Origin of the sequence: Neobacillus rhizophilus, assembly GCF_018343535.1 — a bacterium.
Lineage (GTDB): Bacteria > Bacillota > Bacilli > Bacillales > Cytobacillaceae > Neobacillus > Neobacillus rhizophilus.
Genome location: NZ_JAGYPF010000003.1, coordinates 182222 through 208319, shown reverse-complemented (window position 1 = coordinate 208319; position 26098 = coordinate 182222). Strand labels below are relative to the sequence as shown.

Below are 26098 nucleotides of genomic sequence, written 5' to 3'. Positions count from 1 at the left end.
ATGAACGATGAGGAGATGCGGTTTTTAACTTAATAAGTCAAACATCCGGCGATGACCACACCGATAGAAACCGACAAAAACATCAAAAAAAATCCAACAGCCAATCCTCCATGTGATCCTGATGGGCTGTAAAAACGACATTAGAAGAGGTTTTCCCCTCCGCTGCCCTTCACTCAGATTTCATCTATATATAAAGGGGAGAAAAGTTTTTAGAATTTGCGATGGATTCACGGGAGATTGATGAAGATCGCAAATGCTATGTATACTACGGAACCTTTACCGGCAACAGCCGCTGACATTTTCCAACATTTTTTTTAAGTATAGGAGGAAAGTACTGTTTTTTGTCGTATTGTAATAATAATATAATTGATTCCTCGGAGGAATATCGATGCTGGCGGAAAAACTTCTTTTGCAACTGTTAATCGTATTAGCACCAGTCCTGCTTTGCAGCTCCTTATTTGACCATAAGAAAAAGTGGAATATACCAATCATCAGTGGTATCATGCATAGTCTGGCCGCGATAGCCTGCATTATCTTTAATTATTCAAATTATGGAATTATTTGGGATCTTCGCTACGCTCCTCTTATTCTTGCCATTTTATATGCAGGACCTGCTGCCGGCGGAATGGTTATTACCTCCATCATTGGGGCCCGCCTTATAATGGGTGGAGGTACTGTCTATTTTGCCATTGTGGGCTGCCTTCTTACTGCTATTGTCCCTTTTCTTCTACGAAAATGCTATTGGAATACTTCTTCAAATAGACGAGTACGGTTCACCTTATTATCGGGCGGTTGGTCAATAGTTTTATGTTATTTATCACTTTTGACTTATCATTATTTAAACGGAAATACCTTCAAAATATTTATCAACATCCCGGATTTACTGCTATTCGCGCTCATTTATACTGGTTCCCTGACACTTGCTGCTAAGTTATACGAGGGACAGATTGAGAAAGCCAAAATGAAGGAAGAGATACTGAAAGCAGAAAAGCTTAATACATTAAGTGAACTGGCTGCTTCTATCGCCCATGAAGTCCGCAACCCTTTAACAGTGGTTAAGGGATTTCTACAATTGATGCAGCAGGATGAGAAAGGGAAGAATTATGAATATTTCGGGCTGGTTTTAAGTGAATTAGGACGGGCTGAGGCGATCATTAGCGATTACTTGAATTTTGCCAAGCCGAAATTCGAAAAACTAGAGGAATTCGCCTTAAAAGACATATTGAAGGAAATTGTCATGCTGCTCGAACCTTATGCTGTAAAGCAGGGTGTACGACTAGAAAGTGAACTGGACACATCCGATTTTTGCCTTTATACAGATCGAAATCAGTTGAAACAGGCTCTTGTAAACCTTGTGAAAAATGCGATTGAAGCGACCTCAGAGGAGGGCGTTGTCACGATACATACAAAGTCCGACCGAACACATGGCTCCGTTTTGATTACTGATAACGGAAAAGGAATGACACCCGAACAACTATCGAGGATTGGAACATTGTTTTATACGACCAAAGATAAGGGGACGGGGCTGGGGACTTCGGTATCCTTAAGAATTATTGAAACGATAAAAGGAAGAGTTTTCTATCAAAGTGAAACAGGTTTGGGAACAACGGTAACAATTGTTCTTCCAGGAGGTAAAAAGGAAGAGTTAGTTAGCAGTATTAATAATGAAGAACCGACAGTTGTTAAAATAATGTAAAAACAGATGACATCCTTTTGTTTGATGTCATCTGTTTTTTTATTCAGTTAAACTACTTCGGCTATGGACGAAAGCATTCAACATTAAATAATTCATCTGGACAATTGAAAAAGGTCAGCTAATTTAAAGGGGAGTTCCAATCAAATGGGACTCCCCCTTTAAATTTTCCCAATAAAAAAATGTCGAAAATCATCGTATTTTTCTTTTTTTTTATAATGTTATTCTAAAAAAATGGTAGAATAGTATGGGGAAAGACTGGAATTTTGAATTTTTAGAATAGTATCTTTGTTAAGGAGAACACTCATGGAAATAAGCAGCAAAAGTCCAAAGCTAATATATGAAGAAAAAAAGGCTATTAAGTTATTTTTGTGGCTATTTTATTTCTTATTCTTTTTATATGACTTAGCCTGGAATGTTATATTGCCTAGATACACAGATTATGGAGAATTAGAGCCTCTAAATTCTGGTTTGGGAATATGGCTTTACCCCTTAGTGTTAATACTGTTGCTAGTGTCAATGTATCTTATTAAAAAGAATGACTCGTATAAAGTTAAATATTTTTTCTTGTTTGGCTATATTTTAATTGATTTAGTCGATAATTTATTAAGGTATTATGGAACATCTCGAACTTTTGCATCGGGAAGTGTTGTTGAACTTCTATTTCTCATATTTTCACCCGTATTTGTAAATAAAATATACTTTTGGACCACTTCATTAGGAATAGTTGTAAAATATATTTTACTCGGACTGATATTATCAACCGCCAATGTCCTGCCGCCAATTATTATTAGCACGGCCATCTCAGCAATTGCCTATATCATCTTAATTAGATTTTATTCATATATAAATTCCTTAACCAACGTTCATGAGGAACTCCGTCAAAAAGAAAAACTCGCAGTTATTGGTCAAATGGCAACGGTGATTGGGCACGAGATTCGAAACCCGCTTGCAGCATTAAAAGGGTTTACGCAATTGCAGTTTGAGAACAATTTACAAACTAAGGATTATTATCCTATTATGATCCAAGAGATTGATAGAATTAATGTCATTGTCGATGACTTGATGTACCTTGGAAAGCCGAGAAGGATACAGTTTGAAAAAACTAGTATGGAAGAAATTATTGATTATACTTTGTCAATTATGAGACAACAGGCTAAGGTTAACGGGATTAAAATTGAAAAGACAGTCACAGAACCTCTGCCATTGATTGAATGTGGAGAGAAGCAATTAAAACAGGTATTTATCAACTTACTGAAAAATGCAATTGAAGCTATGCCGAATGGCGGGTTGATCAGAATCCAAATCAAAATGGCAGATAAAGAAAAACTGCTAGTAGCTGTCGAGGATGAAGGTTGCGGAATTACAGACGAAACTGTTCAAAATCTAGGTACGCCATTTTATTCAACTAAGGAGAATGGTACTGGTTTAGGCTTCTATATAACAAAGCAAATTATTGAGGAGCATAAAGGGGAAATAAAAATAGCAACAAAGCTTGGTAAAGGAACAACGGTAGAAGTTGAGTTGCCTCTAATCCAAAAGTACTAAATGAGTTAATAATGATAACAGGACAAAATTTTCTTTAATTATACATAAACATATGTATTCGGATTAAAATAAATGATTTATAATGAAGAAAAGTGTCGTAAATACAAAAATATAGGAAAAATGTCTGATGCAGAAAACCGTAACTTAGATTTTTTCTTATGATAGAAGAATGGAATTTCTAATGTGAGGTTGGAAAATGAAAACAAAAAAAATAGATCCAAATATACTAAATGAAGAGAGTCAAACAATCAAATGGTTTATTGTTTTATTTTATATCATCTCCATATCATATGATTTAATTTATAGTATTATTTCAAAATATAATCCAATATTGCAGTATAAAACACCTGATTTACTAGGCTTATGGATTTATGTATTTATGTTTGCTTTAATTCCTGTTGCACGTTATTTGTACAAAAATCAAAGGCAGCATCAAATAAAATATGTTTATTTTATATCATATACAACTTTAACGTTAATAAATGATGTCATTTCATTTATTGGCAAACCCGAGATCTATAAGAGTGGGAATGCAGTTGAAATTTTATGGTTGTTGTTATCACCAATATTTGTAAGCAATACCTTTTTTAAGGTAGTTTCCCTTGGGTTATTATTAAAATACAGTATAGCAGGTTTAATTATCCAAACTCCGAATGTGTTATCTGCTTTATTACTGCTAGCTGTATTATCAATTTTTTCTTTCATCATTTTAAATAGGTTTCAATCTTATGTTAGGGCGATTAAAACTTCATACGACCAGCAATTAGTTGGTCTGGTTAAAGGCGTAATCGCTACCCTTGAACTAAAAGATCCGTACACAAGAGGACATAGTGAAAGGGTTGCCAGCTATGCACTAGAGTTGGCAAAAATCAACGGTAAATTCTCTGTAGACGATTTAAAAGATTTTAATTACGCATGTTTACTTCACGATATCGGTAAAATTCATATCCCTGACCGAATACTGATGAAGCCTGGGAGACTTACAAATGAAGAGTACGAAATAATCAAAGCGCACACAGTCGTAGGGGCTGAAGCCGTATCGAAAATTGTTGGTTTTAAGCATAGTATTGAAGTCATTCGGTCTCATCATGAACGCTGGGATGGAAAGGGGTACCCGGATCAATTAAAGGGGGAAGAAATTCCGTACCTTGCAAGAGTTTCAGCTATTGCAGATGCTTTCGATGCCATGACCTCCACGAGGTCTTATAGGTCGGCCCTATCAGTTGAAGAGGCATATAAGAGGATATTAGAAGGAAAAGGTTCACAGTTTGACCCTGAACTGGTAGATAATTTTCAAAAGGTATTTCCGAAATGGAAAAAAATCCATGATTCCTTTAATGAAGAAATAGACAAAATCATGCTCCATAATAACTTTTGGGTTGAAAAGGAGGTGGAAGGATGAAAATACGCAAACTTAAGAAAGTTAAAGTAACATGCTGGTGGTGCTTATGGATGATGTAAGAAATATATGGTCTAGGATGCTTGCTTTTTGCTCAGCATCCTTTTTTCATAAATTATATAAAATAAAGGATGTTTATATGAACCTGACAAGCAATTCTATTCTTCATCTAGTACCAATCGAGATACACAAAGATAAAAAACACTATATTGTTGAAGCTGAGGTTTCCGGTGAATTTTATGAAATGCCTGAGGTTTGTATTGATGCTATAAACTTGATGAACAAAGGAGAGTCACTTGGGCGGACAGAAAAGCTGCTGAAAGAAAAGTACCCGACTGAGGAGATTGACATACTTGATTTTGCTCAACAGCTTCTCGAGCTTCATCTAATAGCCGAAATGGATGGTGTTAAATTAGATCCTCCAACAGCCCAAAAGAGCCACTCAGGCTTTTTATGGGTTCCCCAAAAACTTGGGCAATTCTTCTTTAACCGCTACACCAATTCCGTTTATTCGGTTCTGTTTCTAGGTTGTATTGTCTTGTTTGTGTTAAACCCATCTTTATTTCCACATTATAAGGATTTGTTTATTTTTGATCTGATGGTATTGAATATCCCAGCCTGGCTCGTCCTATCTTTCCTTTTAGTGTTAATTCATGAATTTGGGCATGTTTTGGCCATAAGAGCCTACCAACTCCCAACTAAATTGGAAATAGGGCACCGCTTATTCCTAGTTGTATTAGAAACGGATATGTCATCTAGTTGGAAGCTGCCAGCAAAGGATCGCAATGTTTTGTATTTAGCAGGACTTCGTTTTGATACGGTAATTCTGTTTTTTGCTCTTATTGGCCAGTCAATTTTTCCGGTGGGATCAGGGATTTTCCTGAGTGTGCTGAAGGTAGTTGTATTAGATACCTTTATTCGGATGGTCTACCAGTGCTGTATCTATATGAAAACAGATTTATATTATGTTTTTGAAAACACGACGGGTGCCTACAATCTCATTGAAAATGCCCAGCAGGTGTTTAGGAACTTGTTTACATTTATTAAACCGGCCCGTCAAAAAGAGGTAATGTTTGAAGAGGAAAAGGGGACAGTTTTCACTTATACCATTTTTTATGTGCTCGGTGTGGGACTGACGCTATCTTTATTCTTCGGTTACTACCTTCCCCAAGTCTTATTTGCCATGACAAAGATTCACCACTGTTTTCACTACGGGCCATCCACTTATCATTTCTGGGATGCCGCCTTGTCCTCACTGCAGCTGTTAATTGGGTTCTTGCTGCTTCTGTATTCTTTACGAAAAAAGTACATCAAAAAGCAAAATATCTAGCTCCAGCCACAAGATGCTGGGGCTTTTCTATTTGTGACGAACTTTTGTCAAAATCCGTCATAGTTAGGGGTTTTTCCCCCCCTAGATGGGGGAGTTCCCTGATAAAGATAACGCTGTCGTTTTTCTTACAATAATAGTAACAAAACGATAGTGTTATTTTTTTAGGGAGGATCAAGAAAATGGAGTCAACTATTCAATCGGCGAAAAAACGGGATAATACCGTCAATAATGCATTTGCTTCCCATTTTGCCAAATCGATGTTTTTAACTGTGGTCGGACTGGCGATTCTAGTGTTTATCGGTACAAGAATGTTTACACATATCGACTTAAACCTTTATGGATATATGGTGGGAACCATTACTTTCTTAGGAGGCTTCTTCTATCGCTTCATCTCCTGGGGTGAAAGACCGCCAACCAAAATTATTATTAAAAAAGGCTTAAAGCTTCTTTTTAGAAAAAGTACAGCGAAGACAGCTGTCAGCCATTTAGCCATTTACGATTTCATTAAAAAACGTGGCTTCTACCGCTGGATGCAGCATATCTTAATCGGATGGGGCTGCGTGTTGGCCTGCTTGGTTACATTCCCTCTCGTATTCAGCTGGATGTACTTTAATATGGATGGCAACGGCTACTACACAGTTGTATTGATGGGAGTCGATCTAGTACGGATTAAAGCAGATGGAATCATCGCCTGGTTTTCTTACAATGCTTTAAATATTTCAGCCATCATGGTGATTACAGGAGTTTGCATGGCGCTTTACCGCCGCATGAAAAATATGCAGGCAAGAGCAGAGCAAAAATTCATGTACGATTTCTTGCCGCTCTATATGTTGTTATTTATTTCAGTAACTGGTCTATTATTAACAGTCCAAAACGTATTTTTACATGGATGGATGCAGCCGCAAATGTCGCTGATTCACCAGTTTTCAGTGATCGTAACGTTAATCTACTTACCATTCGGTAAACTTGCTCACATTCCGTTCCGTCCGATGAGCGTGCTGGCAAGAAACTACCGTGAACATTATGGAGAACAGCATATGAAAGAATGTAAAGTGTGCGGAGATAAATTTGTATCAGTCGAACAATCGAACGATGTTATTCAAGTATTGGGAACCAACAACATGGAGTTTAACATGGAAGACGGCTTTAATCTTGCGGAATTGTGCTTGCCATGCCGCAGAAAGTACCGTATCGCCAGATTCTCAGGATTCGCAACCCATCAAGTGAAGGTCAAGGAGGCAAATCAGAATGCAAGAGGTTAATACAAAGGCCCCTAAAGATAAATTTTTTAGAGAAATCGAAAATGTACGCCACCCAAATGAAACATTAATTAAAACACACTGTGCCTATTGTGGCATGCAGTGTGGGATGAATTTACGTGTAAATACTAAAACAAATCAAATCATCGGGGTTGAACCCCGATATGACTGGCCGGTAACGGTTGGAAAAATGTGTCCAAAAGGGGTAACTGCCTACCAGCAGACGAACCATCCGGACCGCATCTTAAAACCATTAATCCGTGACGATGCTTCCTTAAAAGGAACAGACAAAGGTTTCCGTGAAGCTTCATGGGAGGAAGCGTATGATTTAATCGCTCGGAAATTTAAAGAGTTGCAAGGGAAATACGGCAAAGATACATTGTCTGTATTCAGCGGTGTATCGATGACCAATGAAAAATGCTATTTAACTGGTAAGTTTGCACGCGTTGCTTTGCAAACCCGCTATATCGATTATAACGGCCGCTTCTGTATGTCCAGTGCGGCGGGCGGCTTCCTTCGTTCATTCGGTGTTGACCGTGGTTCAACATTGCCATGGACTGACATCCATGAAACAGATTGCTTGTTCATCGCCGGAAGCAACACAGCCGAATGTCACCCAACTTCGATGTTTCGTGTTTGGAACGTACAGGAAAGAGGCGGCTACCTGATTGTTGCCGATCCGCGTGAAACTCCAATTGCGAGACGCGCCGATGTTCACTTGGATCTAAGACCAGGAACAGACTTGGCACTGGCCAATGGAATCGTGAACCTATTGATTCAAAATGGCTATGTTGATGAAGAATTCGTCAACCAACACACAAATGGCTTTGAAGAAACAAAAGAATTGGTGAACCAATTCACACCAGAATATACAAGTCAAATTACCGGTGTTGCAGTGGAGAAAATCATCCGTGCTGCTGAAATTTACGGTAAAGCACCAAACGCGGTTGTCATGTTTGCCCGCGGTATTGAACAGCAGCATAAAGGGGTCGACAACGTATCTGGCTATACCAACATGGCGTTAGTTACCGGAAAAATCGGCCGTCCGAAATCAGGTGTTGCGACATTTACCGGCCAAGGTAACGGTCAAGGCGGCCGTGAGCATGGCCAGAAATCCGACCTGCTCCCAGGCTACCGTAAAATTACCAATCCAAAGCATGTCGAAGAAGTTTGTCAGGTTTGGGGAATCACCCCTGAAGAAATGCCGCAGCCAGGTGTTTCTGCTTACGAAATGTTTGAATTGATGGATCAAAAAACCATTCGCGGACTATACCTGCTATGCTCCAATCCCGCGGTTTCTGCACCAAACCAAAACTTTGTCCGCAAAGCATTAAAAGGATTAGACTTTATGGTCTGTGTCGATTTCTATCTATCAGAATCAGCAGAGTTTGCGGATGTCATTCTTCCAACCGTAACTTGGTCAGAGGACGAAGGTACGGTTACAAACTTGGAAGGCCGCATCATTAAAATAAATAAAGCACAAGAGCCGCTTGGTGAATCAAAGCCAGACTGGCAAATCCAAGTCGAGCTTTCTGAAAGACTTGGCAGAGGAAAATACTTCTCTCATTTAAAAACAGCCAGAGATGTAGCCGATGAATTCCGTTTAGCCTCAAAAGGCGGTTACGCAGATTACTACGGAGCAACTTGGGATAAAATCGACAAACAGGATGGTGTCTTCTGGCCTTGCCGTGATGAAGAGGATCCTGGTACACCGCATATGTTTTTAGATAAGAAGTTCTATCATCCAGATGGAAAAGCGAAAATTTGTGCACTTCCGTATCGTCCGCCTGCTGAAGAGCCGGATGCGGAATATCCATTACGTTTGACTACTGGACGTGTAGTATTCCATTACCTATCAGGTAACCAGACGCGCCGAATCCAATTCCTTCGTGATATGTGTCCGGAACCGTATGTAGAAGTTCATCCAGAAACAGCAGCAAAATATAATATCGAACATGAAGAATACGTCCGCCTCTACACTCGCAGAGGGGAAGCAGAATATAAAGTGAAAATCACAGAAGCCATCCGTAAAGATACGGTGTTTGTTCCGTACCACTTCGGACATGAAAAATCTATCAATCTACTAACAATTGCAGCCCTTGATCCGATCTCAAGGATGCCGGAATTCAAGGCATGTGCCGCACAGATTGAAAAACTAGAAATGAAGAAGGTGCAATAAAGTGGTAAAAAAGAGGTTATATCTTGAACTGGAAAATTGTATCGGCTGCCGTTCCTGCTTGGCTGCCTGCACACAGTGCGGAGGGCACGAGCAGCGCAACCGCAACTATGTTTATGATGTAAATCCGCTTAAAAACCGGCAGACGATGCCTTTAATGTGCCTTCACTGTGTGAATCCGGCATGTGCGCGGAGTTGTCCGGCCCAAGCAATCCAAATCCATGAAACAGGAGCAGTTCTTTCGGCTCTTGTGGAAAAATGTATCGGCTGCCAAAACTGTACAATTGCCTGCCCATATGGAATACCAAAGTTCGATACAGAGCAGAATTTAATGTATAAGTGCGACCTATGTATTGATCGCACCAAGGACGGTATCCCGCCAATGTGCGCGAGCGTATGTCCATCCAATACGCTGCAATGGTTAACAGACGAAGAAATCGAAGCAAAACAAAAGCAATTTAACCTTGATAATGGCAAATGGGTAACCAGCATGCCATATTTAGAAGGCGAAACTAACGTACGTGTGAATCTCCCTGGAATCCTGCAGGGCGTCACAAAACTGTTCTAGGAGGGATTACCATGAGCGATAAAAATAATAAAATCCCGTTCAATGAAGATAATTACACTCATAATATAAACCGTAACAATGAAAGAAAGCTGGACCGCCGCGGTTTCATGAAGACCTTGGTAGGTGCCGCTGGAGTGTTCGCCGTTTCATCACTTCCTTGGGGAGTCATGGCGGCGAAGGAGCTTAACCGTTTAGGAGATAAAAAATATCCGAAGCATAAAATTGCCGATTTAGACAAGGTTCCTGTCGGTGATGCTGTTGATTTTCATTTTCCAGGCGAGCACGACAGCGCCATTTTGATTCGCTTATCGGAAAAGAAATTTGTCGCGTACCAAAATGCATGCACGCACCTAAGATGTCCTGTTTTTTGGCAAAAGGATGAAGGCGAAATGCTATGTCCTTGCCATCACGGAAAATTTGATGTTGAAACAGGCGCACCGATTGCCGGCCCGCCAAGACGGCCATTGCCTGAAATCCATGTGAAAGTGGAGAACGGCGCTGTATATGCCGTGGGGGTGAAGCGTTATGAAGCGTAGTTACATTCCAGTCGGACTGTTGCTTGTGGTGCTGATGTTAAATATTATTTTTACACAATACATGGTGCATCAATATTTTTATGAAAATTACACAAACACCATCATCGCTGCTGTTGTGAATGTTTTGTTATTCCCGGTCGCATTCATCATTTATAAAAAAGGTGTGAATGTCAATGACTAGTGAAACGTATATTGATTTCTGCTTTGTTCGCCCGCAGGCCGGAGAATTTTCTGCGGAGATTGACGAACTGCTAAAATCACTGTTTGCTAAGAAACGTTTAAATTGGTATCTCGAAGAAAAGGTCGTTGAAGATGCCGAAATGGTGGTCGCTGAAATTAAAGGGATGAGCAATTGGGTGTCCGAGGACGAAACGATTAAGTTTATCGAGAAAAACGCGGGAGAGAAGTTTTGGGAGTACCTGCAAGGCTACAAGATGTTCATCTACCCTGTTGAGAGAGGATGTAATAGCTGTGGCGTCCATTGATATTGAGAAAATACAGGAGCGCTTCGCCGGTGCTGAAGTTGAAATTGTGATTCAGGACCGGGAGGGCGGGGACCAGGCCCCTGTCGTGAGCAAATCGATAAAAAAGGTTCAGCTTTGCCCAGATGGAACCCATCTCCGCTTCTATTTTGATGATTTTTACTTTTTGGCAGTGCCTTTGGCAAGCCGCGTAACGGAGTCTGCTGGTTTGTGGTCGGCTGCCAATGTGGAAAGTGGTTTAACCTATACGTTTAAAAAGGTTCAGGTCTTCTAGGAGAACCTGAATTTTTTTATAAGTTTTTTTAATCGCCAATAGGACCGTTATATTCGCCAATAGAAGTCCAAAATTCGCCAATAGGTTTAAAATTCAACTCGAAATATATTTAAATTGAGAATTAGAAGACAGGAGGGCAGGTAAAAATGGATTCATTAAAAACAAACCCTAATGTTTGCACATATATCATTGACTCTCAAGAAGAGGAAATCAAAAGAATTGCGCATGAACTGCATGAAGGGGTCGGCCAGAACTTATATAGTATTTTAACAGGCTTACAATTTCTCGCAACAGGAGAACAAGACTCGTCCAAGAAAAGCTACATGAGTGAAATGAACCTGCTGATTGAAAAAACAATCCAGGAAATTAGATTGCTCTCCGTCGAACTCCATCCGCCTGCCCTGACAACACTTGGATTGTTACCGGCCATGAAAAGCTATATTCGATGTTATACCTCTACATTTGGCATAATCGTGGAGTTAGAGTCCAGCGGTGAGGGGAAATTAATCACGGAAAAACAACGGATTGCCGTATTTCGTGTATGTCAGGAAGCATTAACCAATATTGCAAAGTACGCAGATACAGCCATTGTAAAAATGAATTTTTTCTGGAAAGAAACTGAACTAAAGATTACCATCCGTGATTTCGGGAAAGGATTCCAGCCTGAAGAGTTCCAAGGAAATGAACCTTCTTCAGGACTAGCTGCGATGAAGGAAAGAATGCTTCTGATTGGTGGTAAGTGTGTGATATCCTCTAATATAGGAGAAGGAACATCGATAGAAATATCTCTTCCATTATCGAATTAAAGGGGAGTTTACATTGATAAGAATTCTGTTGGTAGATGACCATGCCGTGGTAAGAAGCGGCCTGAAAATGCTGCTGCAAACGAATCCTGAAATGGAAGTAGTCGGAGAAGCATCTGAAGGCAATGAAGGCATCAAAAAAGCGTTGAAGCTAAAACCGAATGTGGTCGTCATGGACCTAAGCATGCCGCATGGAAAAGACGGCCTAACGGCAACAACGGAATTAAAAAAGCAAATGCCGGAAGTGAATATTTTAATTTTAACGATGCATGCTGATGAAGAATACCTATTTCGTGCCATTCAAGGCGGCGCAAGCGGCTGTATTTTAAAAAGCGCACCGCATGATGAATTAATGTCCGCGATTGAATCGGTGGCTCGAGGAGATGCCTACCTGCATCCGTCCGCACAAAAGCGCTTGATGGAGGAATATTTAGCAGGCGTAAAGCAGGACGGTAATGATACGTACAATCTGTTGTCCGAACGGGAAAAAGAAGTGCTCACACTCATTGCTAAGGGGTACTCTAATAAAGAGATTGCCGAACAGCTGATTATCAGTGTCAAAACCGTCGAAACCCATAAAAGCAATCTGATGGAGAAATTACAGCTAAAAACTCGGCCAGAGCTGGTCGAGTATGCCGTTAGGAAGGGGCTATTGGGATATGGCATTTAAGGAGAACGTGCGTAGATGTCAGAGTTAAGGGAACTCCCAGAATTGGTTATAGTTTGTGAGCGGTTAAGAGCTGAAATCGGCTGCGATTTTGTCGGGCTTGCCCTGCAAAATGAATCAGGTCCTGATGTCAGGTGGCATTACGCTTCAGGAAATTTAAACGATAAATACAAACGAATAACGGTCCGTTTCGGAAAAGGAATCGCAGGAAAAATTATATCAAGCGGCAGCCCTATGATGATCACAAATTTTCCAAACTCCATCATAGGAAAAGTTACGGATTATCCCATTAATCTTGCTGAAAAACTTGTGGCTACTTATGCGGTCCCTTTATTTTTTAGTGGCATACCAAAGGGAGTGCTCCTTATTGGAAAAAGAGAGGAGTACTTTTTTGCAGAAGAGGAGCAGGAAAAGATGGCTGAATCTGCCCAAGCTCTCGAACAGCTAATAAAGGAGCATTTATTTTGATGCGGGGGATGGAAATGGACAAGGATTTACAGCAAACAAGAAATGAATTGACGGATTACAAATTTGCCCTTGATGCCTCCTCAATTGTTGCCATCACCGATGCGAGGGGGATGATTACATATGTTAACGACCAGTTTTGCCTAATATCTAAATTTTCTAGAGAAGAACTGATTGGGCAGGATCACCGTATCATCAATTCGGGACATCATTCAAAAGAATTTTTTAAAGAGATGTGGAGAACGATTGGCAGCGGCCAGGTGTGGAAGGGCGAGATTTGTAATAAAGCCAAGGACGGGACCTATTATTGGGTTGATACGACGATTGTACCGTTTTTAAACGATAATAGCAGGCCGTATCAGTATTTGGCGATTCGTTATGAAATTACCGAACGCAAGCGGGTGGAGCAGGAACTGCAAAAAATGATGACGCGGATAATCGATGTTCAAGAAGAGGAGAGGAAGCGCTTATCGCGAAATCTCCACGATGGGATTGGTCAGAATCTCTACAGCCACCTGATTACTATTAACCGCTTGTTGTCAGAGATGGACCATCCTCTCTTGGAGCAGATGCAGGAGGAAGCGACCCAATTAATTGAAGAAATCCGGGAAATCTCTTGGGAACTGAGGCCGTCCGTCTTGGATGACCTAGGTTTAATTCCGGCGATTCGCTCTTATCTTTCTCGGTATTCCAATCATTATAATATTGACGTCTATTTTGATTGTGCGTTAAACCGGCGCCTTGACATCAGTATTGAATTGACGATTTATCGAATAATCCAGGAAGCCCTGACAAACATTCGGAAATATGCTGAGGTTTTAAATGCTTCCGTAACAGTAAGGGAAATGGACAATGTTGTACGGGTAATGGTTGAAGATAAGGGGAAAGGGTTTGATTTGGGGACGCAATCCCCGGGAGTCGGCCTTTTCAGTATGGATGAACGGGCTCGTTCTGTTGGCGGGACCCTTACGATTAATACCTCCCTTGGAAATGGGACGAAAATAATCTTAGAAGTACCAATAACAAAAGACTAAATGAAAGGCTGACACAATTTTGTGCCAGCCTCTTTATTATAGTTTAAATGAGCTCTTAAGTGAAACAATCTGGTTAAACACAAGCTTTTCACCATACGAGGTATCCTTAGGATCAACATTGAAATAACCATGCCGGAAAAATTGGAATTTGTCATGCGGCTGGGATTCCTTCATGTTTGGCTCAACATAGCCTTGGTGAACTTCCAGCGAATTTGGATTCACTTTATCAAGGAAAGTCGTGCCTTCCTCTTCCTCAGTCTCGTCCAAAATCAACGGTTCGTAAAGACGGAATTCAGCAGGAACGGCATGGGCTGCTTCCACCCAGTGGATGGTGCCTTTTACTTTTCTGCCAGTAAAGCCCGTACCGCTCTTTGTTTCAGGATCATAGGTACAGCGCAGCTCAACCACTTTGCCATCTGCATCCTTAACAATTTCCTCGCATTTAATGAAATACGCATGCTTCAGACGGACCTCATTGCCAGGGAAGAGACGGAAGTACTTTGCCGGCGGATTTTCCATAAAATCATCTTGCTCGATATAAATCTCGCGGGAGAAAGGTATTTTCCGCATGCCCATATCCGGATTTTCCGGGTTGATTTCCGCATCTAACAATTCGATTTGGCCCTCAGGGTAATTGGTAATGACAACCTTTAAAGGGTTGATAATGCCCATTGTCCGCGGCGCCTTTAATTTTAAATCCTCGCGGACGAAGTGCTCGAGCATTTCCACATCAACTGTAGCATTATTTTTGGTAACAGCCGTTTCACGGACAAACGCCCGGATGGACTCAGGGGTGAAACCTCTTCTGCGCATTCCCGAAATGGTCGGCATGCGTGGGTCATCCCAGCCATCAACAAACCCTTCATCAACTAGCTGCTTCAGCTTCCGCTTGCTCATTACGGTATTGGTTAAATTCAAGCGGCCAAATTCGATTTGCTGCGGTGTGTTCTCCATCTCACATTGTTCAACTACCCAATTATAAAGTGGACGCTGATCCTCGAACTCAATCGTACAGATAGAGTGGGTAACTCCTTCAATTGCATCCTCGAGCGGATGAGCGAATGCATACATCGGATAGATACACCATTTATCGCCTGTATTATGATGTGTGGCGTGAGAAATACGGTAAATAACCGGGTCGCGCAGGTTAATATTTGGCGAAGCCATATTGATTTTCGCACGTAACACCTTTTCACCGTTACTAAACTCACCAGCACGCATCCGTTCAAATAAGTCGAGATTCTCTTCAATTGAACGGTCCCGATACGGGCTTTCCTTACCAGGCTCAGTCAGGGTTCCTCGATATTCACGAATTTCATCGGCACTTAAGTCATCAACGTAAGCAAGCCCTTTTTTGATTAGCAGGACAGCACGGTTGTACATTTCCTCAAAATAGTTGGAGGCAAATAATAAGTCGTCCCATTCAAAGCCGAGCCATTTGACGTCCTCTTTGATAGAGTTTACATATTCAATATCTTCTTTTAATGGATTCGTGTCATCAAAGCGCAAGTTAGTCAGTCCGTTAAAATCATCCGCCAAGCCAAAATTTAAGATGATGGATTTGGCATGGCCAATATGTAAATAGCCGTTTGGTTCAGGCGGGAAACGGGTCACGATTTTGTCGTGCTTGCCTGATTCCAAATCTTTTATCATTATATCCTTAATAAAGTTAGATGTTTGATTATCCATCCTTTTCAACCTCTTTCATCGTATCTACTTATTATTCATAACATAAATACTGATATTTTTCCATTGTTCCCATCATTTCATCCGAAAAACAGGTAGAAAGGTGGTAATCGGAAAAAGATAGCGGCGGACCGCAAAACCCGTCGGTTCTCTGGAGTCTAAGAATAATAAAAAATATTTGACAGAATGTAGTCGCTAATTTGACAGCTTTATGAATTACATAAATGCGATGATTAAAATCACATATCCATATTTTCCTGTTCCTTATAGTTAAGATATGAGGAACGGAGGGAACTTTATGAAGTCAAAAGCCTGGTACAAGAAACAGTTGAAACGGAAGCCTGTTCAAATAACACGATATGCTGTTCAAGCAATTTTCCTTTTATTTTTGTTATATGTTGGACTAAGATTCTATCAGTTTTATATGCACTTTGAAACGCTTGGGGAAAAGCCTTTTATTGAACGTCCATCGGCAGTCGAGGGGTTCCTTCCAATTAGTGCCTTGGTAGCGTTGAAGGTTTGGCTGACAAGCGGCGAATTTGATAGGATTCACCCCGCTGGACTTGTCTTATTTGCCTTTTTTATCGGTTCGGGGCTTATCTTTCGCAAATCGTTTTGCAGCTGGTTCTGTCCAGTTGGAACTATTAGTGAAATAACTGCCTGGTTTGGGCGAAAGCTTTTTAAAAAGAATTTTGAGATACCAACTTGGCTGACTTGGATATTAACTCCGTTAAAATATTTGCTCCTGTATTTTTTCATCAGCATGATTCTTGCGATGCCGACGTTTGAGGCAAAGGCATTTTTAGATGAACCGTATAATAAAATTTCTGATGTAAAAATGCTGCTGTTCTTTTTAAACATCGGCGGTTTTGCTTTGAAGGTCATCTTAGTGATTTTTGTCCTGTCCTCATTTTTCAGAAACTTCTGGTGTCGCTTCCTTTGCCCATATGGCGCAATGATCGGTCTTGGCTCCCTATTCAGAATTACAAAGGTGCGCCGTAATGAAGATACCTGTACGAACTGTGAAATGTGTACAAAGGTATGTCCGCAAAGAATCAAAGTTCATACAAAAAAGGTTGTCGCTTCGCCAAATTGCAACGCCTGCATGTCCTGTGTGGAGGCTTGCCCTATTAAGGATACATTGAACATGACGGTAGTGAACAAAAAGGTAAATAAATGGTTTATACCTGTTGGCTTTCTTGCACTGTTCTTCATTGTAGTTGTTGTTGCAAAAATAACCGGCCACTGGGACACGATTATCACCTATAAAGAATGGCAGCAATTGATTCCGGATGCAAACTATGTTGGCCACTAAGAAGCAGCATTATTTTTTTTGAAAAACTGTTTCTTGTTAAATAGAAAAATATCTTTTAAAATTAAGACAACTCATATGAACAGGTAGTAAATAGATTGGACTGATTTATTGATGCTTTTTGTTACGGAAATGCCAAAGGAAGCGAAGGAAAAAATCCTTTATTCCTCACTAGTTCTATTTACAAATGAGGGGTATAAAAACACCTCAGTTCTTGATATTGTCGAGATGGCAAGAGTCTCAAAAACAACCTTTTACCAGCATTTTAACAGCAAGGAAGAATTATTGGCCAACCTCTTTGACGTGGTGGCAACCGAAATACTTCAAGAGGTAAACCTGGCCATTGACAAGGAAACCCGGACAGCTTATAAGGCGTACGTAGGAATTCGCCGCTATATCGAGATATGTTTTACTGACGTGAAAGTGGCTAATTTAATGCTGGTGGAGTCTGTGGGTGTTTCCCAAGACGTCGAGATGGCCAGAAGTGAGGCCCATCGCCGCTTTGCGCAGCTGATGTTTCAAACGGTCCGAGGCTACCTTCCTGAAACTGCTTCCGAGACGGAACTACATATCGTATCCCAGGCCATGATTGGAGCTATAAATGAAGTAGTCGTACAAAACTATAAAGGAAAGGATGACAGTCCTTACCATTATGATGATTTAGCCCGGCTTCTCAACCGAATAGTCATCTCAGCATTCGTTAATTTAACTAATTAACGGGTGCTTTTTTTTGGCATTCTTTCCCGAATGCGAAGGAAAACAACATATGCAAAGGGGGAATGTCGAAAAGCATCGAAATTTTTCGGTTGTATAATACTGATACGTATTGGTATCATAGAAATATCTGAAAATTCAGCTTCATCTGTTCAAAGGAGGCAAAGCGGATCGGTTTCTTTTAAATATAACGATGGTGTATTTAAGGACTGCTTTGACACAGAACAGAACCTTCTGGGCGAGGAAGAATATGATACCAATAAAGCTTCCGGACCACTAATACTTTATATCTATTTTAGGAGGGAATAATCATGTCAAAAACAATTGAAGAATATTCTTTAGCAGATTTAATGAAAAAAATTGAGGAAACATTGAATGGGAATTCCGGTCCGATTGAGGGCTTCCAAGCAACCTATCAATTTGACATAACAGGCGATGACGGCGGCACATACCAGCTTCAATTCCAAGATGGCAAGTCAGCGGTCAAGGAAGGCTCTGAAACACCAGCGGACTGTACTTTAATTATGTCTTTGGGAAGTTTCCACCAATTCATGCTCGGCAAATTAAACGGCACGATGGCATTCATGACCGGCAAGCTGAAAATTAAAGGGGATATGGGTAAGGCCTTAAAGATTGAAAGCATTCTTCGTCAATATAACGTAAAAGACAGTTTGTAAGATTAAGCGGCCCGGTAATTTTACCGGGTTTTCTTTAAAATCTAAATTTGATAGGAGGTCACCAATGAAGGCGAATAATTTAGTGGAAGCCGTTGCCAGCACCGCCCGCCGCTATGCAGATAAGGATGCATTTTTATGGAAGCAAAATGGGATTTGGCATGGAATCAGCTATTTTACCTTTTGGGAAAAAGTGAAACAGGTTGCAGCAGGCCTTGCCCATCTTGGTGTAAAACGAAATGATAAGATTGCGATATTATCAGAAAATAACCCCTACTGGCCGGTAGCCGATTTGGCCATTATAAGTCTGGGGGCTGTCAGCGTGCCCATCCACTCAACGCTTCCAAATGATCAGGTCGAGTATATTTTAAATAATGCCGATTGCACCTTTATTTTTGTCCAAGATGAAAACTATTTAAAAAAGGTGCTTCAAAATGGGAGCGTTCCCATGAAAACGGCGCTTATCTTCACACCTAAGAACTTCACCGAAACAGACACCCTTCTATCACTGCAGCATTTGGCCCAGCTTGGTTCTGTCAATCCATTAGATAATTGGGAAGCAAATTGGGATGAACTGACCAGAGACGACCTCGCCACGATTATCCACACGTCAGGAACAACAGGCAATCCGAAAGGAGTAATGCTCTCACACGGCAATATACTGGCTAACATCGAAGGGGTCCAATTCTGGGTGCTTGAAGCAAGAGCATCCGATGTTATGCTTTCCCATTTGCCGTTATCCCACGTGTTCGAGCGGATGGCTGGGCAATTCATGCCATTATCAGTCGGCTCAACCATCGCTTATGCTGAAGGAATTGAAAAGGTTCAAGAAAACCTTTTGGAGGTCAGGCCAACTGTGCTAGTAAGTGTGCCGCTCCTGTTTGAACGAGTATATGCAACTGCCCAGAAAATGGTCGAATCCGGTACGCCATTGCGGAAGAAAATATTTAAATGGGCAATTGGAGTGGGTTTGAAAAAATACGAGCATTATTTAAGCAAAAGTTTTGATGATTTCATGAAAGAAGGCTTCCTCCCTAAAGAAATCAAGCGCAGTTGGAAGATTGCCAATGCCCTTGTCTACAAAAAGGTTAAAGATAAGCTTGGCGGCAGAGTAAGAGGGCTTATTTCTGGAGGAGGTGCTTTGAATCCAGAAATCGGCAAGTTCTTCTGGGCTGTTGATATTCCTGCTCTTGAAGGCTATGGCCTGACGGAAACAGCGCCTGTCGTCTGTACAAATCCGATGGTCCGTTCAAAGGTAGGGACGGTTGGCAAACCGCTTCCGAATCTGGAAATCAAAATTGCCCCTGATGGTGAGGTATTAGTAAAAGGCCCAAGTGTTATGAAGGGCTATTACAAGAATGAAGAAGCAACTGCAGAGGTATTCGTAGATGGCTGGTTTAAGACTGGTGACATCGGCAGTATCGATGAAGAAGGCTATTTAAAAATTGTCGACAGGAAAAAACGGATTATTGTCCTGACGACAGGAAAGAATGTCGCCCCGCAGCCAGTAGAAAATGCCATGACCCAAAGTATTTATATATCAAATGCGGTACTCGTTGGCCAGGACAAAAAGTATGTCATTGCCTTAATCACCCCAAGCCTGGAGAATCTTTTACCATGGGCAGAAAAGAAAGGACTTTCCGGAAATATCGAACAGCTGCTAAGAGAGCCGGAAGTGCAACACTTGTTATTAAAGGAAGTGGCCAAATTCACGAATAAGTTTGCCAAGTATGAACAGCCAAAAAAGGTGGTCATTATTGGCAAGGAGTGGACGGTTGATGATGGTGAACTAACCCCTTCCTTAAAGGTCCGCCTGCCGGAAATTCAGAAAAAATACAAGGACGTTATCGAACATGCTTACGCGGAGGAAAGCTTTATGGATATGCGGATTGCCGCTAACGAAGCAGCAGTTGGATTATCGGTCAGTCATGAGCGAGGCAGCGGCCATTAAAACCAAAAGCGTGAACCATCATCGGTTCACGCTAATTTTATATTGGACATTAAACAGCCAGCATTAAAGCTAAATATCCAGCAAGGATAAACAGGATACTCGTGATAATGGACATCATTTTTGGCGCCTTTTTGGTAAAGGTTAAGATGATCATTCCCAAAAAAATGAATGCTAATATGAAAAGCCCAATTGACATGAGACCAGGTGAAAAATGAAGCGGAAATGCAACCTTGCCATCATGAATAAAGGTAAAAAGCGGTGAATAACCAGACTCAGAAAGGGTTGTTTGGATATTATGCGGAGGCGATTCCTGGCCAAGTGCCCCTGTCATTGAAAAGATCAGTAACACGACAACACTTTCAAGCCGAGTCCAAGGCAGCGGATTAAATGCCGAGTCACTTGATAGTTTTTTCCGAATCAGGATGCTGTTAATAAAAGCATACGCCAACAGCGGAGCAATGGCTAAATGTTTAAGCAATAGTGCCTGTCCCCAAGATAAAGACCACGAATTGACATAATCACCTTCATTCATCGTATAGCTCATTAAGTCAAATCCTGTCAGGGCAATCAGGACTAAACAAGCCCCTGCTACAGGGGTAAACCACTTTAAGAACCGCTGCCAATTGGCGTGATTTTTTGAAAACCAGCTGACCGTGACAAGAATTCCTATCCATGTGCAAACGGCAAGAAAATGGGTCGAATGGGTGAAATAACCCTGCCATCCAGCAATGGAGCTGGCATGACTCGCTGAACCACGCACATTAATTAAAATGATGGTAAAGATAAGCCCTATAAAGGAAAAGATTCGCTTTTTATCAAGGCGGATAGGTATTAAAAAAATCAACAGAATAAAGCTGATTACAGCAGTACGGACCCAAGACTTTCCAACTTCAAAGTTGAGGAGTACGGATTTAACGGTCATGCCTAGTCCTAGGTCCTTATACAAATAAAGAATAATTTTTAAAACCGGTACAAACGAAAGAAAAGCAACTCCGAGAGTTGCTGTCAGCAATAGACCTTTTGAGATTTTTATTTGAGGGCGTGCCGTTTCCGGAACAAGCTGTAAAATAAAACTACCTAACAATATGGAAAAGCACAAATAAAGTAAGGCTTCGCTAAGGACATTCGCTATGAACATTAAGCACGCTTCCTTCTATAGAGTAACCAATAGCTTCCCGCACCGACGACAATTAAAAGGCCGACAGAGGCAGGGATCACATAGTTTTTAAAGGTTGGTTCGTCTGTTTGAACATTCTTGGCCATGACAGAGGCACTATTAGCTTTCTGTTCTTTTACTGGAGTATCCGCAGTTTTGTCTGCCTTTACCGTTGATGCTTGCTCGGTAGAAGTGCCTTCCGTTGAAGCAGCAGCTTTTTGAACCTCAGGCAGCTGTACCGTAAATGGAATATCGCCCTCTAATAGATGGCCGTCAATTCCGATAATCTTCCAATGAACAGTATATCCGCCGTTTTCTAATTTATCCGTTGGTGTTCCGACTAATTTATTGCCATCAACAGTAACCAGTGACAGAGGGACTTCCGTACCGTTTTGATTTTTCATTGTGAAGGTGCTGGTCTGTTCTAATTTTGTTTCAAAGGTAAGGGTAATATCTTTAAGCTCCTGTGTTACCACCTCGCCGTTTTTCGGAGAGGAATCCTCCAAATGGGAGTGCGCGAATACATTCGTTCCTAATAGAAAAAACAACATGGATACCATGAAGGAGATTTTCTTTATCATTGTTTTCAACTCCATTATATTGTTAACTTCCTTGTTGTTCATTCTATCATTTTTCTCCGAATGAATATTAGTTTGACGGCATTGTTCACAAACATGTCAAATTATCTGTAGGATTGCTTAGAAATGAATTCCCCTTTACTGAAGGATTGGCTCCTTGTTACCTTTTGCAAAATTTGCCGAACTACTTCATTCAACCCTTTAAAAACAGGGACAGACATGAAGCTTCATGTGAGCAGGCGTGTTCACAGCACATTCTAAGTCCACTCCTTAATCGACCATTTCTAATTCCATTTTATCTGGTTTCTAATCTGCTTGTAGTGATATCTATCAATACAATTTTTTGACATTACGTTCTATTTTAAGAACGTAATGTTCGTTTATCTGCTATAATAAATTTATCTTTGTCTTTATATATATCACGTATCGGCACATTAATTTGTTGAAAGACTGTATAGTGAGAGGGGGGCTAATGTGAGGCTTTGTTTTTTCTTGTTGGGTGCAGGAACGTTGGATGCGCTTTTGACACATTTCGGAATATCTTTAGGAGTCGTAGAAGAGGGAAATCCTCTGATAAAGGCGGTCATTGAAAAAGGCTGGGAGTATTTTTACCTAATTAAAGTTTTCCTTCCCATTTTGTTAATTGGTTTATATTATCTTAATCCCTTAAAGGGAAGGGTTCGCACCCTTTTAATTTCCGCTTGTATTCTTTATTCTTCTGTGCTAATTTTCCATATGGTATGGATCCTCCTCTATCTCAGTACCTCGGCCTAACCTTTGCCAACTAGACACTTGCAACTAATTACGTTAGTATCAAATACAACATGAAAAATGATTTAGAAAAGGGAGTACAACATGTTAAATAATTTAAAGCCATTTTTACAAGAGACATGGGAAAAGTCTGGATTTCAATCTGCCACCGCCGTTCAAGAACAGGCTGTTCCATTAATTCTAGAGGGAAAAGATGTGATTGCCGAATCGCCCACGGGAACCGGGAAAACTCTAGCCTATTTACTGCCATTGCTGAATCAAATAGATGCTGATGCGCAGTCCCTTCAAGCGGTTGTCCTAGCTTCCTCCCAGGAGCTGGTGATGCAGATTTTTCAAGAATTCCAGAAGTGGTCGGAAGGCAGCGGCATCAGGGGCACATCGATTATCGGCGGGGCCAACCTGAAACGCCAGCTTGAAAAATTAAAAAAGCGCCCGCATGTCATCTTTGCCACGCCAGGAAGGCTGCTCGAATTGATTAAGCAGAAAAAAGTGAAAATGCACGAGGTTAAAATGATTGTCCTGGACGAAGGCGACCAGTTGCTAATTCATGAGCATTTGGGCTCAGTGCAAACTATTGTGAAATCCACGATGGCTGACCGGCAAGTCGTGTTGTTTTCTGCGACACTGAAGCCTGCGGTCGAAAAGACTGCTAAGGAATTAGCAAAAGAGCCGGAATTTTTACGAGTTTCCCGGAATGATTTGGCTTCAGCCAGTGGAGAGGTTGAGCATGTTTATTTTGTCTGCGAACGCCGTGACAAAATCAAATTGCTTGAAAAAATAGCCCGCCTTGAAGGCAGCAAGTCGCTTGCCTTTATCAATGATATCAGCGAACTCGAGGTGCTGAAGGAAAAATTCGATTTTAAAGACCTTTCAGTTGGAATCTTACATAGTGAAATGAAAAAGCTGGACCGTCAGGCGGTTTTGAAGGCTTTCCGCGATGGAAAACTGAAAATGCTGATTGCGACTGATGTGGCGGCAAGAGGGCTTGATATTCAGGGAGTCACTCATGTTGTCCAGATTGACATGCCAAAAGATATTACCCAGTATATCCACCGCGCCGGCAGAACCGGAAGAATGGGAGCGGATGGCATGGTCATCTCACTGGTAACAGACCGGGAAGAGCGGGAATTAAAACAGTATGGCCGGGAATTAAAAGTGTCGGTTGAAAAAAGAATTTTCTATAGAGGGCAAATCGTGGCGGAGCAGCAGACGCTGCGGCGTTAGAGGGTTGTGGATTTTCCACAGCCTTTTTTTCATAATGGAAAAGGATTTTAGGTAACTTTCTTGAATAATAAGAGGTGAAATTGGAGGGGAAACGTGATGCAAAGTCCAAAATTAAAAACGTTTTTTGAAGAATGGCTTGGGGAAGTCACCATTAGTGAAATTCAAGAAAAATTAGAAAGCGGCGAGCTTACATCCAAGGAATTGGTCCTGTTATATTTAAAACGGATTTCAGTTTATGATAAGGAGATTCATTCGGTTCTGGAAATAAATCCAGATGCCTTACAGATAGCGGAAGCACTTGATGTAGAACGAAAAGTGAAGGGGCCGCGCAGTCCGCTGCATGGCGTTCCGATTTTAATAAAGGACAATATTGACACTCATGACAAAATGCATACCAGTGCTGGGTCGCTAGCTTTAAAGGATTCTATTGCCTTGAAGGACTCCTATGTAGTCGAGCAATTACGCAAAGCAGGTGCGGTTATTCTTGGAAAAACAAATATGACGGAATGGGCCAATTTCATGGCATATGGAATGAAAAGCGGCTACAGCTCGCGCGGCGGTCAAGTATTAAATCCGTATGGTCCAGGCGAATTTGATGTCGGCGGGTCCAGTTCGGGCTCGGGTGCAGCAGTGGCTGCCAATTTCGCGGCAGCCGCGGTTGGGACGGAAACTTCTGGGTCGATTTTAAATCCTTCCTGTCAGAATTCGCTAGTCGGCATTAAACCGACAGTCGGGCTGATTAGCCGCCGCGGGATTATTCCAATTGCTCATACTCAGGATACAGCAGGACCGATGGCAAGAACGGTGGAGGATGCTGCGATTCTCCTAGGCGCCTTATGCGGCAGAGATAAGGCAGACCAGATTACGTTGACGAATCCGCTGGCCGGGGTCGATTTTTCAAAAAGTCTTCTTAAGGACGGTCTGGCAGGTAAAAGGATTGGCATCGCGGTTGATGGGTTCCTTGAGCTTTTAACGAAGGAAAAGCAAGAAGTTTTTAAGGCTGCGGTGGAGGCTTTGAAATCATCTGGTGCGGAAGTGGTGGAGAAAATTGAAATTCCTTGCGCCAAAGCGGAATGGAAATATGATGTGTTAACATATGAATTTAAGCCAGACCTGAATGCCTATTTGAATGGTTTACACCCATCCATTAAAGTTCGCAGCTTGCGTGACTTGATTGCGTTTAACCATGCGGATGAAGAGAGAATGCTGAAATATGGCCAGGCAGTGCTGCTGGAGTCCGAACAGACAAGCGGATCTTTAACAGAGTCTGCTTATGTGGATGCGTTGGAATTCGACTTATATCATTCGACAGAGCAAGGAATTGATTATGCTTTGGAAAAATATCGGTTGGATGCAATTGTTTTTCCAGGTGATGAAGGGTCACACATTAGCGCCAAAGCGGGCTATCCATCCATCGCTGTGCCGGCCGGGTTTACTGTTAGTGGTGAGCCGGTGGGGATCACGTTTGCCGGAACCGCCTACAGCGAACCGGTTTTGATTGAGGCGGCCTATGCCTTCGAACAGCTGACAAAATTAAGAAAAGCACCTTTTTTAAGTTTAGAATAAGTCATTTTGTTTTCACTCATACTATCAATGACTTTTTAAAAAAGGAGCTGATTAGTGTGGGTAGAACGAAACTCGGCAACGCGAATGCCCAGCGTAATAACAACCGCAAGAAAGCCATGAAAACAAGCTCTGAATTGGTTGAATTTGAAACTGGTGAAGCATTAAAACAGAACCGTCCGCACGGGAACCCTAGATAACTGAGATAAAAACGCCTCCCTTGAGCGACTGGGAG

Annotated in this window: 26 protein-coding genes and 1 pseudogene; 23 read left to right on the top strand and 4 right to left on the bottom strand. The window is 41.4% G+C overall.

Annotated features, from left to right (window positions below; translation table 11 throughout):
* Nucleotides 1-29 precede the first annotated feature (29 nt).
* Nucleotides 30-101 (bottom strand): annotated as a pseudogene (locus KHA99_RS14485) (DUF350 domain-containing protein); the annotation flags it as partial.
* A gap of 287 nt (nt 102-388) precedes the next feature.
* Here KHA99_RS14485 and KHA99_RS14480 point away from each other — a divergent pair.
* The 15 genes from KHA99_RS14480 to KHA99_RS14410 all read left to right on the top strand — a co-directional run bounded on the left by KHA99_RS14480 (nt 389) and on the right by KHA99_RS14410 (nt 14234).
* On the top strand, nt 389-1696 hold the full coding sequence (locus tag KHA99_RS14480) for an ATP-binding protein (RefSeq protein ID WP_213118189.1): 1308 nt from the start codon (nt 389-391) through the stop codon (nt 1694-1696).
* Between the two features lie 303 nt (nt 1697-1999).
* Nucleotides 2000-3241, top strand: coding sequence for an ATP-binding protein (locus KHA99_RS14475; RefSeq protein ID WP_213118188.1), 1242 nt, complete (start codon nt 2000-2002; stop codon nt 3239-3241).
* 196 nt (nt 3242-3437) lie between these two features.
* Nucleotides 3438-4643, top strand: coding sequence for an HD-GYP domain-containing protein (locus tag KHA99_RS14470; RefSeq protein WP_213118187.1), 1206 nt, complete (start codon nt 3438-3440; stop codon nt 4641-4643).
* 46 nt (nt 4644-4689) lie between these two features.
* Nucleotides 4690-5970 carry a zinc metalloprotease gene (locus KHA99_RS14465; RefSeq protein ID WP_249366687.1) on the top strand — a complete coding sequence of 427 codons (1281 nt, stop codon included), beginning with the start codon at nt 4690-4692 and terminating at the stop codon, nt 5968-5970.
* Between the two features lie 179 nt (nt 5971-6149).
* Nucleotides 6150-7232, top strand: coding sequence for a hypothetical protein (locus tag KHA99_RS14460; protein WP_213118186.1), 1083 nt, complete (start codon nt 6150-6152; stop codon nt 7230-7232).
* The gene (locus KHA99_RS14455; RefSeq protein ID WP_213118185.1) at nt 7219-9408 is read left to right on the top strand and encodes a molybdopterin oxidoreductase family protein; all 2190 of its coding nucleotides are present in this window, start codon (nt 7219-7221) and stop codon (nt 9406-9408) included. The genes KHA99_RS14460 and KHA99_RS14455 overlap by 14 nt, the downstream gene beginning before the upstream one ends.
* Before the next feature lies 1 nt (nt 9409).
* Complete coding sequence (locus tag KHA99_RS14450; RefSeq protein WP_213118184.1) at nt 9410-9973, top strand: 4Fe-4S dicluster domain-containing protein; 564 nt, start codon at nt 9410-9412, stop codon at nt 9971-9973.
* Nucleotides 9974-9984: 11 nt separating this feature from the next.
* The gene (locus KHA99_RS14445) at nt 9985-10509 is read left to right on the top strand and encodes a QcrA and Rieske domain-containing protein (RefSeq protein WP_213118183.1); all 525 of its coding nucleotides are present in this window, start codon (nt 9985-9987) and stop codon (nt 10507-10509) included.
* Nucleotides 10499-10690, top strand: coding sequence for a hypothetical protein (locus KHA99_RS14440; RefSeq protein WP_213118182.1), 192 nt, complete (start codon nt 10499-10501; stop codon nt 10688-10690). Before KHA99_RS14445 ends, KHA99_RS14440 begins: the two co-directional genes overlap by 11 nt.
* Entirely contained in the window at nt 10683-10994 is a 312-nt protein-coding gene (locus tag KHA99_RS14435; RefSeq protein ID WP_213118181.1) for a hypothetical protein, read from the top strand. The genes KHA99_RS14440 and KHA99_RS14435 overlap by 8 nt, the downstream gene beginning before the upstream one ends.
* The gene (locus KHA99_RS14430; protein WP_249366686.1) at nt 10981-11265 is read left to right on the top strand and encodes a hypothetical protein; all 285 of its coding nucleotides are present in this window, start codon (nt 10981-10983) and stop codon (nt 11263-11265) included. Before KHA99_RS14435 ends, KHA99_RS14430 begins: the two co-directional genes overlap by 14 nt.
* 146 nt (nt 11266-11411) lie before the next feature.
* Nucleotides 11412-12071 (top strand): sensor histidine kinase, encoded by a 660-nt coding sequence (locus KHA99_RS14425; protein ID WP_213118180.1) that lies wholly within the window; start codon nt 11412-11414, stop codon nt 12069-12071.
* Between the two features lie 13 nt (nt 12072-12084).
* Nucleotides 12085-12738, top strand: coding sequence for a response regulator (locus KHA99_RS14420; protein ID WP_261363802.1), 654 nt, complete (start codon nt 12085-12087; stop codon nt 12736-12738).
* Between the two features lie 15 nt (nt 12739-12753).
* The gene (locus KHA99_RS14415; protein ID WP_213118179.1) at nt 12754-13203 is read left to right on the top strand and encodes a GAF domain-containing protein; all 450 of its coding nucleotides are present in this window, start codon (nt 12754-12756) and stop codon (nt 13201-13203) included.
* 14 nt (nt 13204-13217) lie between these two features.
* Nucleotides 13218-14234, top strand: coding sequence for a PAS domain-containing sensor histidine kinase (locus KHA99_RS14410; RefSeq protein ID WP_249366685.1), 1017 nt, complete (start codon nt 13218-13220; stop codon nt 14232-14234).
* Between the two features lie 36 nt (nt 14235-14270).
* Here the strand turns inward: KHA99_RS14410 and KHA99_RS14405 are convergent, their stop codons facing one another.
* Nucleotides 14271-15923: a glutamine--tRNA ligase/YqeY domain fusion protein gene (locus KHA99_RS14405; RefSeq protein WP_213118178.1), complete on the bottom strand. Its 1653-nt coding sequence runs from the start codon at nt 15921-15923 to the stop codon at nt 14271-14273.
* A 295-nt stretch (nt 15924-16218) separates the two neighbouring features.
* Here KHA99_RS14405 and KHA99_RS14400 point away from each other — a divergent pair, with 295 nt between their 5' ends.
* From KHA99_RS14400 to KHA99_RS14385, 4 genes are all read left to right on the top strand, one after another.
* Entirely contained in the window at nt 16219-17235 is a 1017-nt protein-coding gene (locus KHA99_RS14400) for a 4Fe-4S binding protein (protein ID WP_213118177.1), read from the top strand.
* A 111-nt stretch (nt 17236-17346) separates the two neighbouring features.
* Nucleotides 17347-17949: a TetR/AcrR family transcriptional regulator gene (locus tag KHA99_RS14395; RefSeq protein ID WP_213118176.1), complete on the top strand. Its 603-nt coding sequence runs from the start codon at nt 17347-17349 to the stop codon at nt 17947-17949.
* Nucleotides 17950-18257: 308 nt separating this feature from the next.
* Nucleotides 18258-18623 (top strand): SCP2 sterol-binding domain-containing protein, encoded by a 366-nt coding sequence (locus tag KHA99_RS14390; RefSeq protein ID WP_213118175.1) that lies wholly within the window; start codon nt 18258-18260, stop codon nt 18621-18623.
* A gap of 64 nt (nt 18624-18687) precedes the next feature.
* On the top strand, nt 18688-20571 hold the full coding sequence (locus tag KHA99_RS14385; RefSeq protein ID WP_213118174.1) for an AMP-dependent synthetase/ligase: 1884 nt from the start codon (nt 18688-18690) through the stop codon (nt 20569-20571).
* Between the two features lie 49 nt (nt 20572-20620).
* Here the strand turns inward: KHA99_RS14385 and KHA99_RS14380 are convergent, their stop codons facing one another.
* Both KHA99_RS14380 and KHA99_RS14375 read right to left on the bottom strand, forming a co-directional pair.
* Nucleotides 20621-21709 carry a CopD family protein gene (locus KHA99_RS14380; RefSeq protein ID WP_213118173.1) on the bottom strand — a complete coding sequence of 363 codons (1089 nt, stop codon included), beginning with the start codon at nt 21707-21709 and terminating at the stop codon, nt 20621-20623.
* Nucleotides 21709-22308: a copper resistance CopC family protein gene (locus KHA99_RS14375; protein ID WP_213118172.1), complete on the bottom strand. Its 600-nt coding sequence runs from the start codon at nt 22306-22308 to the stop codon at nt 21709-21711. The genes KHA99_RS14380 and KHA99_RS14375 overlap by 1 nt, the downstream gene beginning before the upstream one ends.
* 471 nt (nt 22309-22779) lie before the next feature.
* On the opposite strand from KHA99_RS14375, the gene KHA99_RS31520 reads away from it, so the two are divergent.
* From KHA99_RS31520 to ypzF, 4 genes are all read left to right on the top strand, one after another.
* Entirely contained in the window at nt 22780-23079 is a 300-nt protein-coding gene (locus tag KHA99_RS31520) for a DUF5658 family protein (protein WP_372447603.1), read from the top strand.
* Between the two features lie 81 nt (nt 23080-23160).
* Nucleotides 23161-24300 carry a DEAD/DEAH box helicase gene (locus KHA99_RS14370; RefSeq protein WP_213118171.1) on the top strand — a complete coding sequence of 380 codons (1140 nt, stop codon included), beginning with the start codon at nt 23161-23163 and terminating at the stop codon, nt 24298-24300.
* A gap of 96 nt (nt 24301-24396) precedes the next feature.
* Complete coding sequence (locus KHA99_RS14365; protein ID WP_213118170.1) at nt 24397-25866, top strand: amidase family protein; 1470 nt, start codon at nt 24397-24399, stop codon at nt 25864-25866.
* Nucleotides 25867-25922: 56 nt separating this feature from the next.
* The gene (gene ypzF, locus KHA99_RS14360) at nt 25923-26063 is read left to right on the top strand and encodes a protein YpzF (protein ID WP_213118169.1); all 141 of its coding nucleotides are present in this window, start codon (nt 25923-25925) and stop codon (nt 26061-26063) included.
* Nucleotides 26064-26098: the final 35 nt, after the last annotated feature.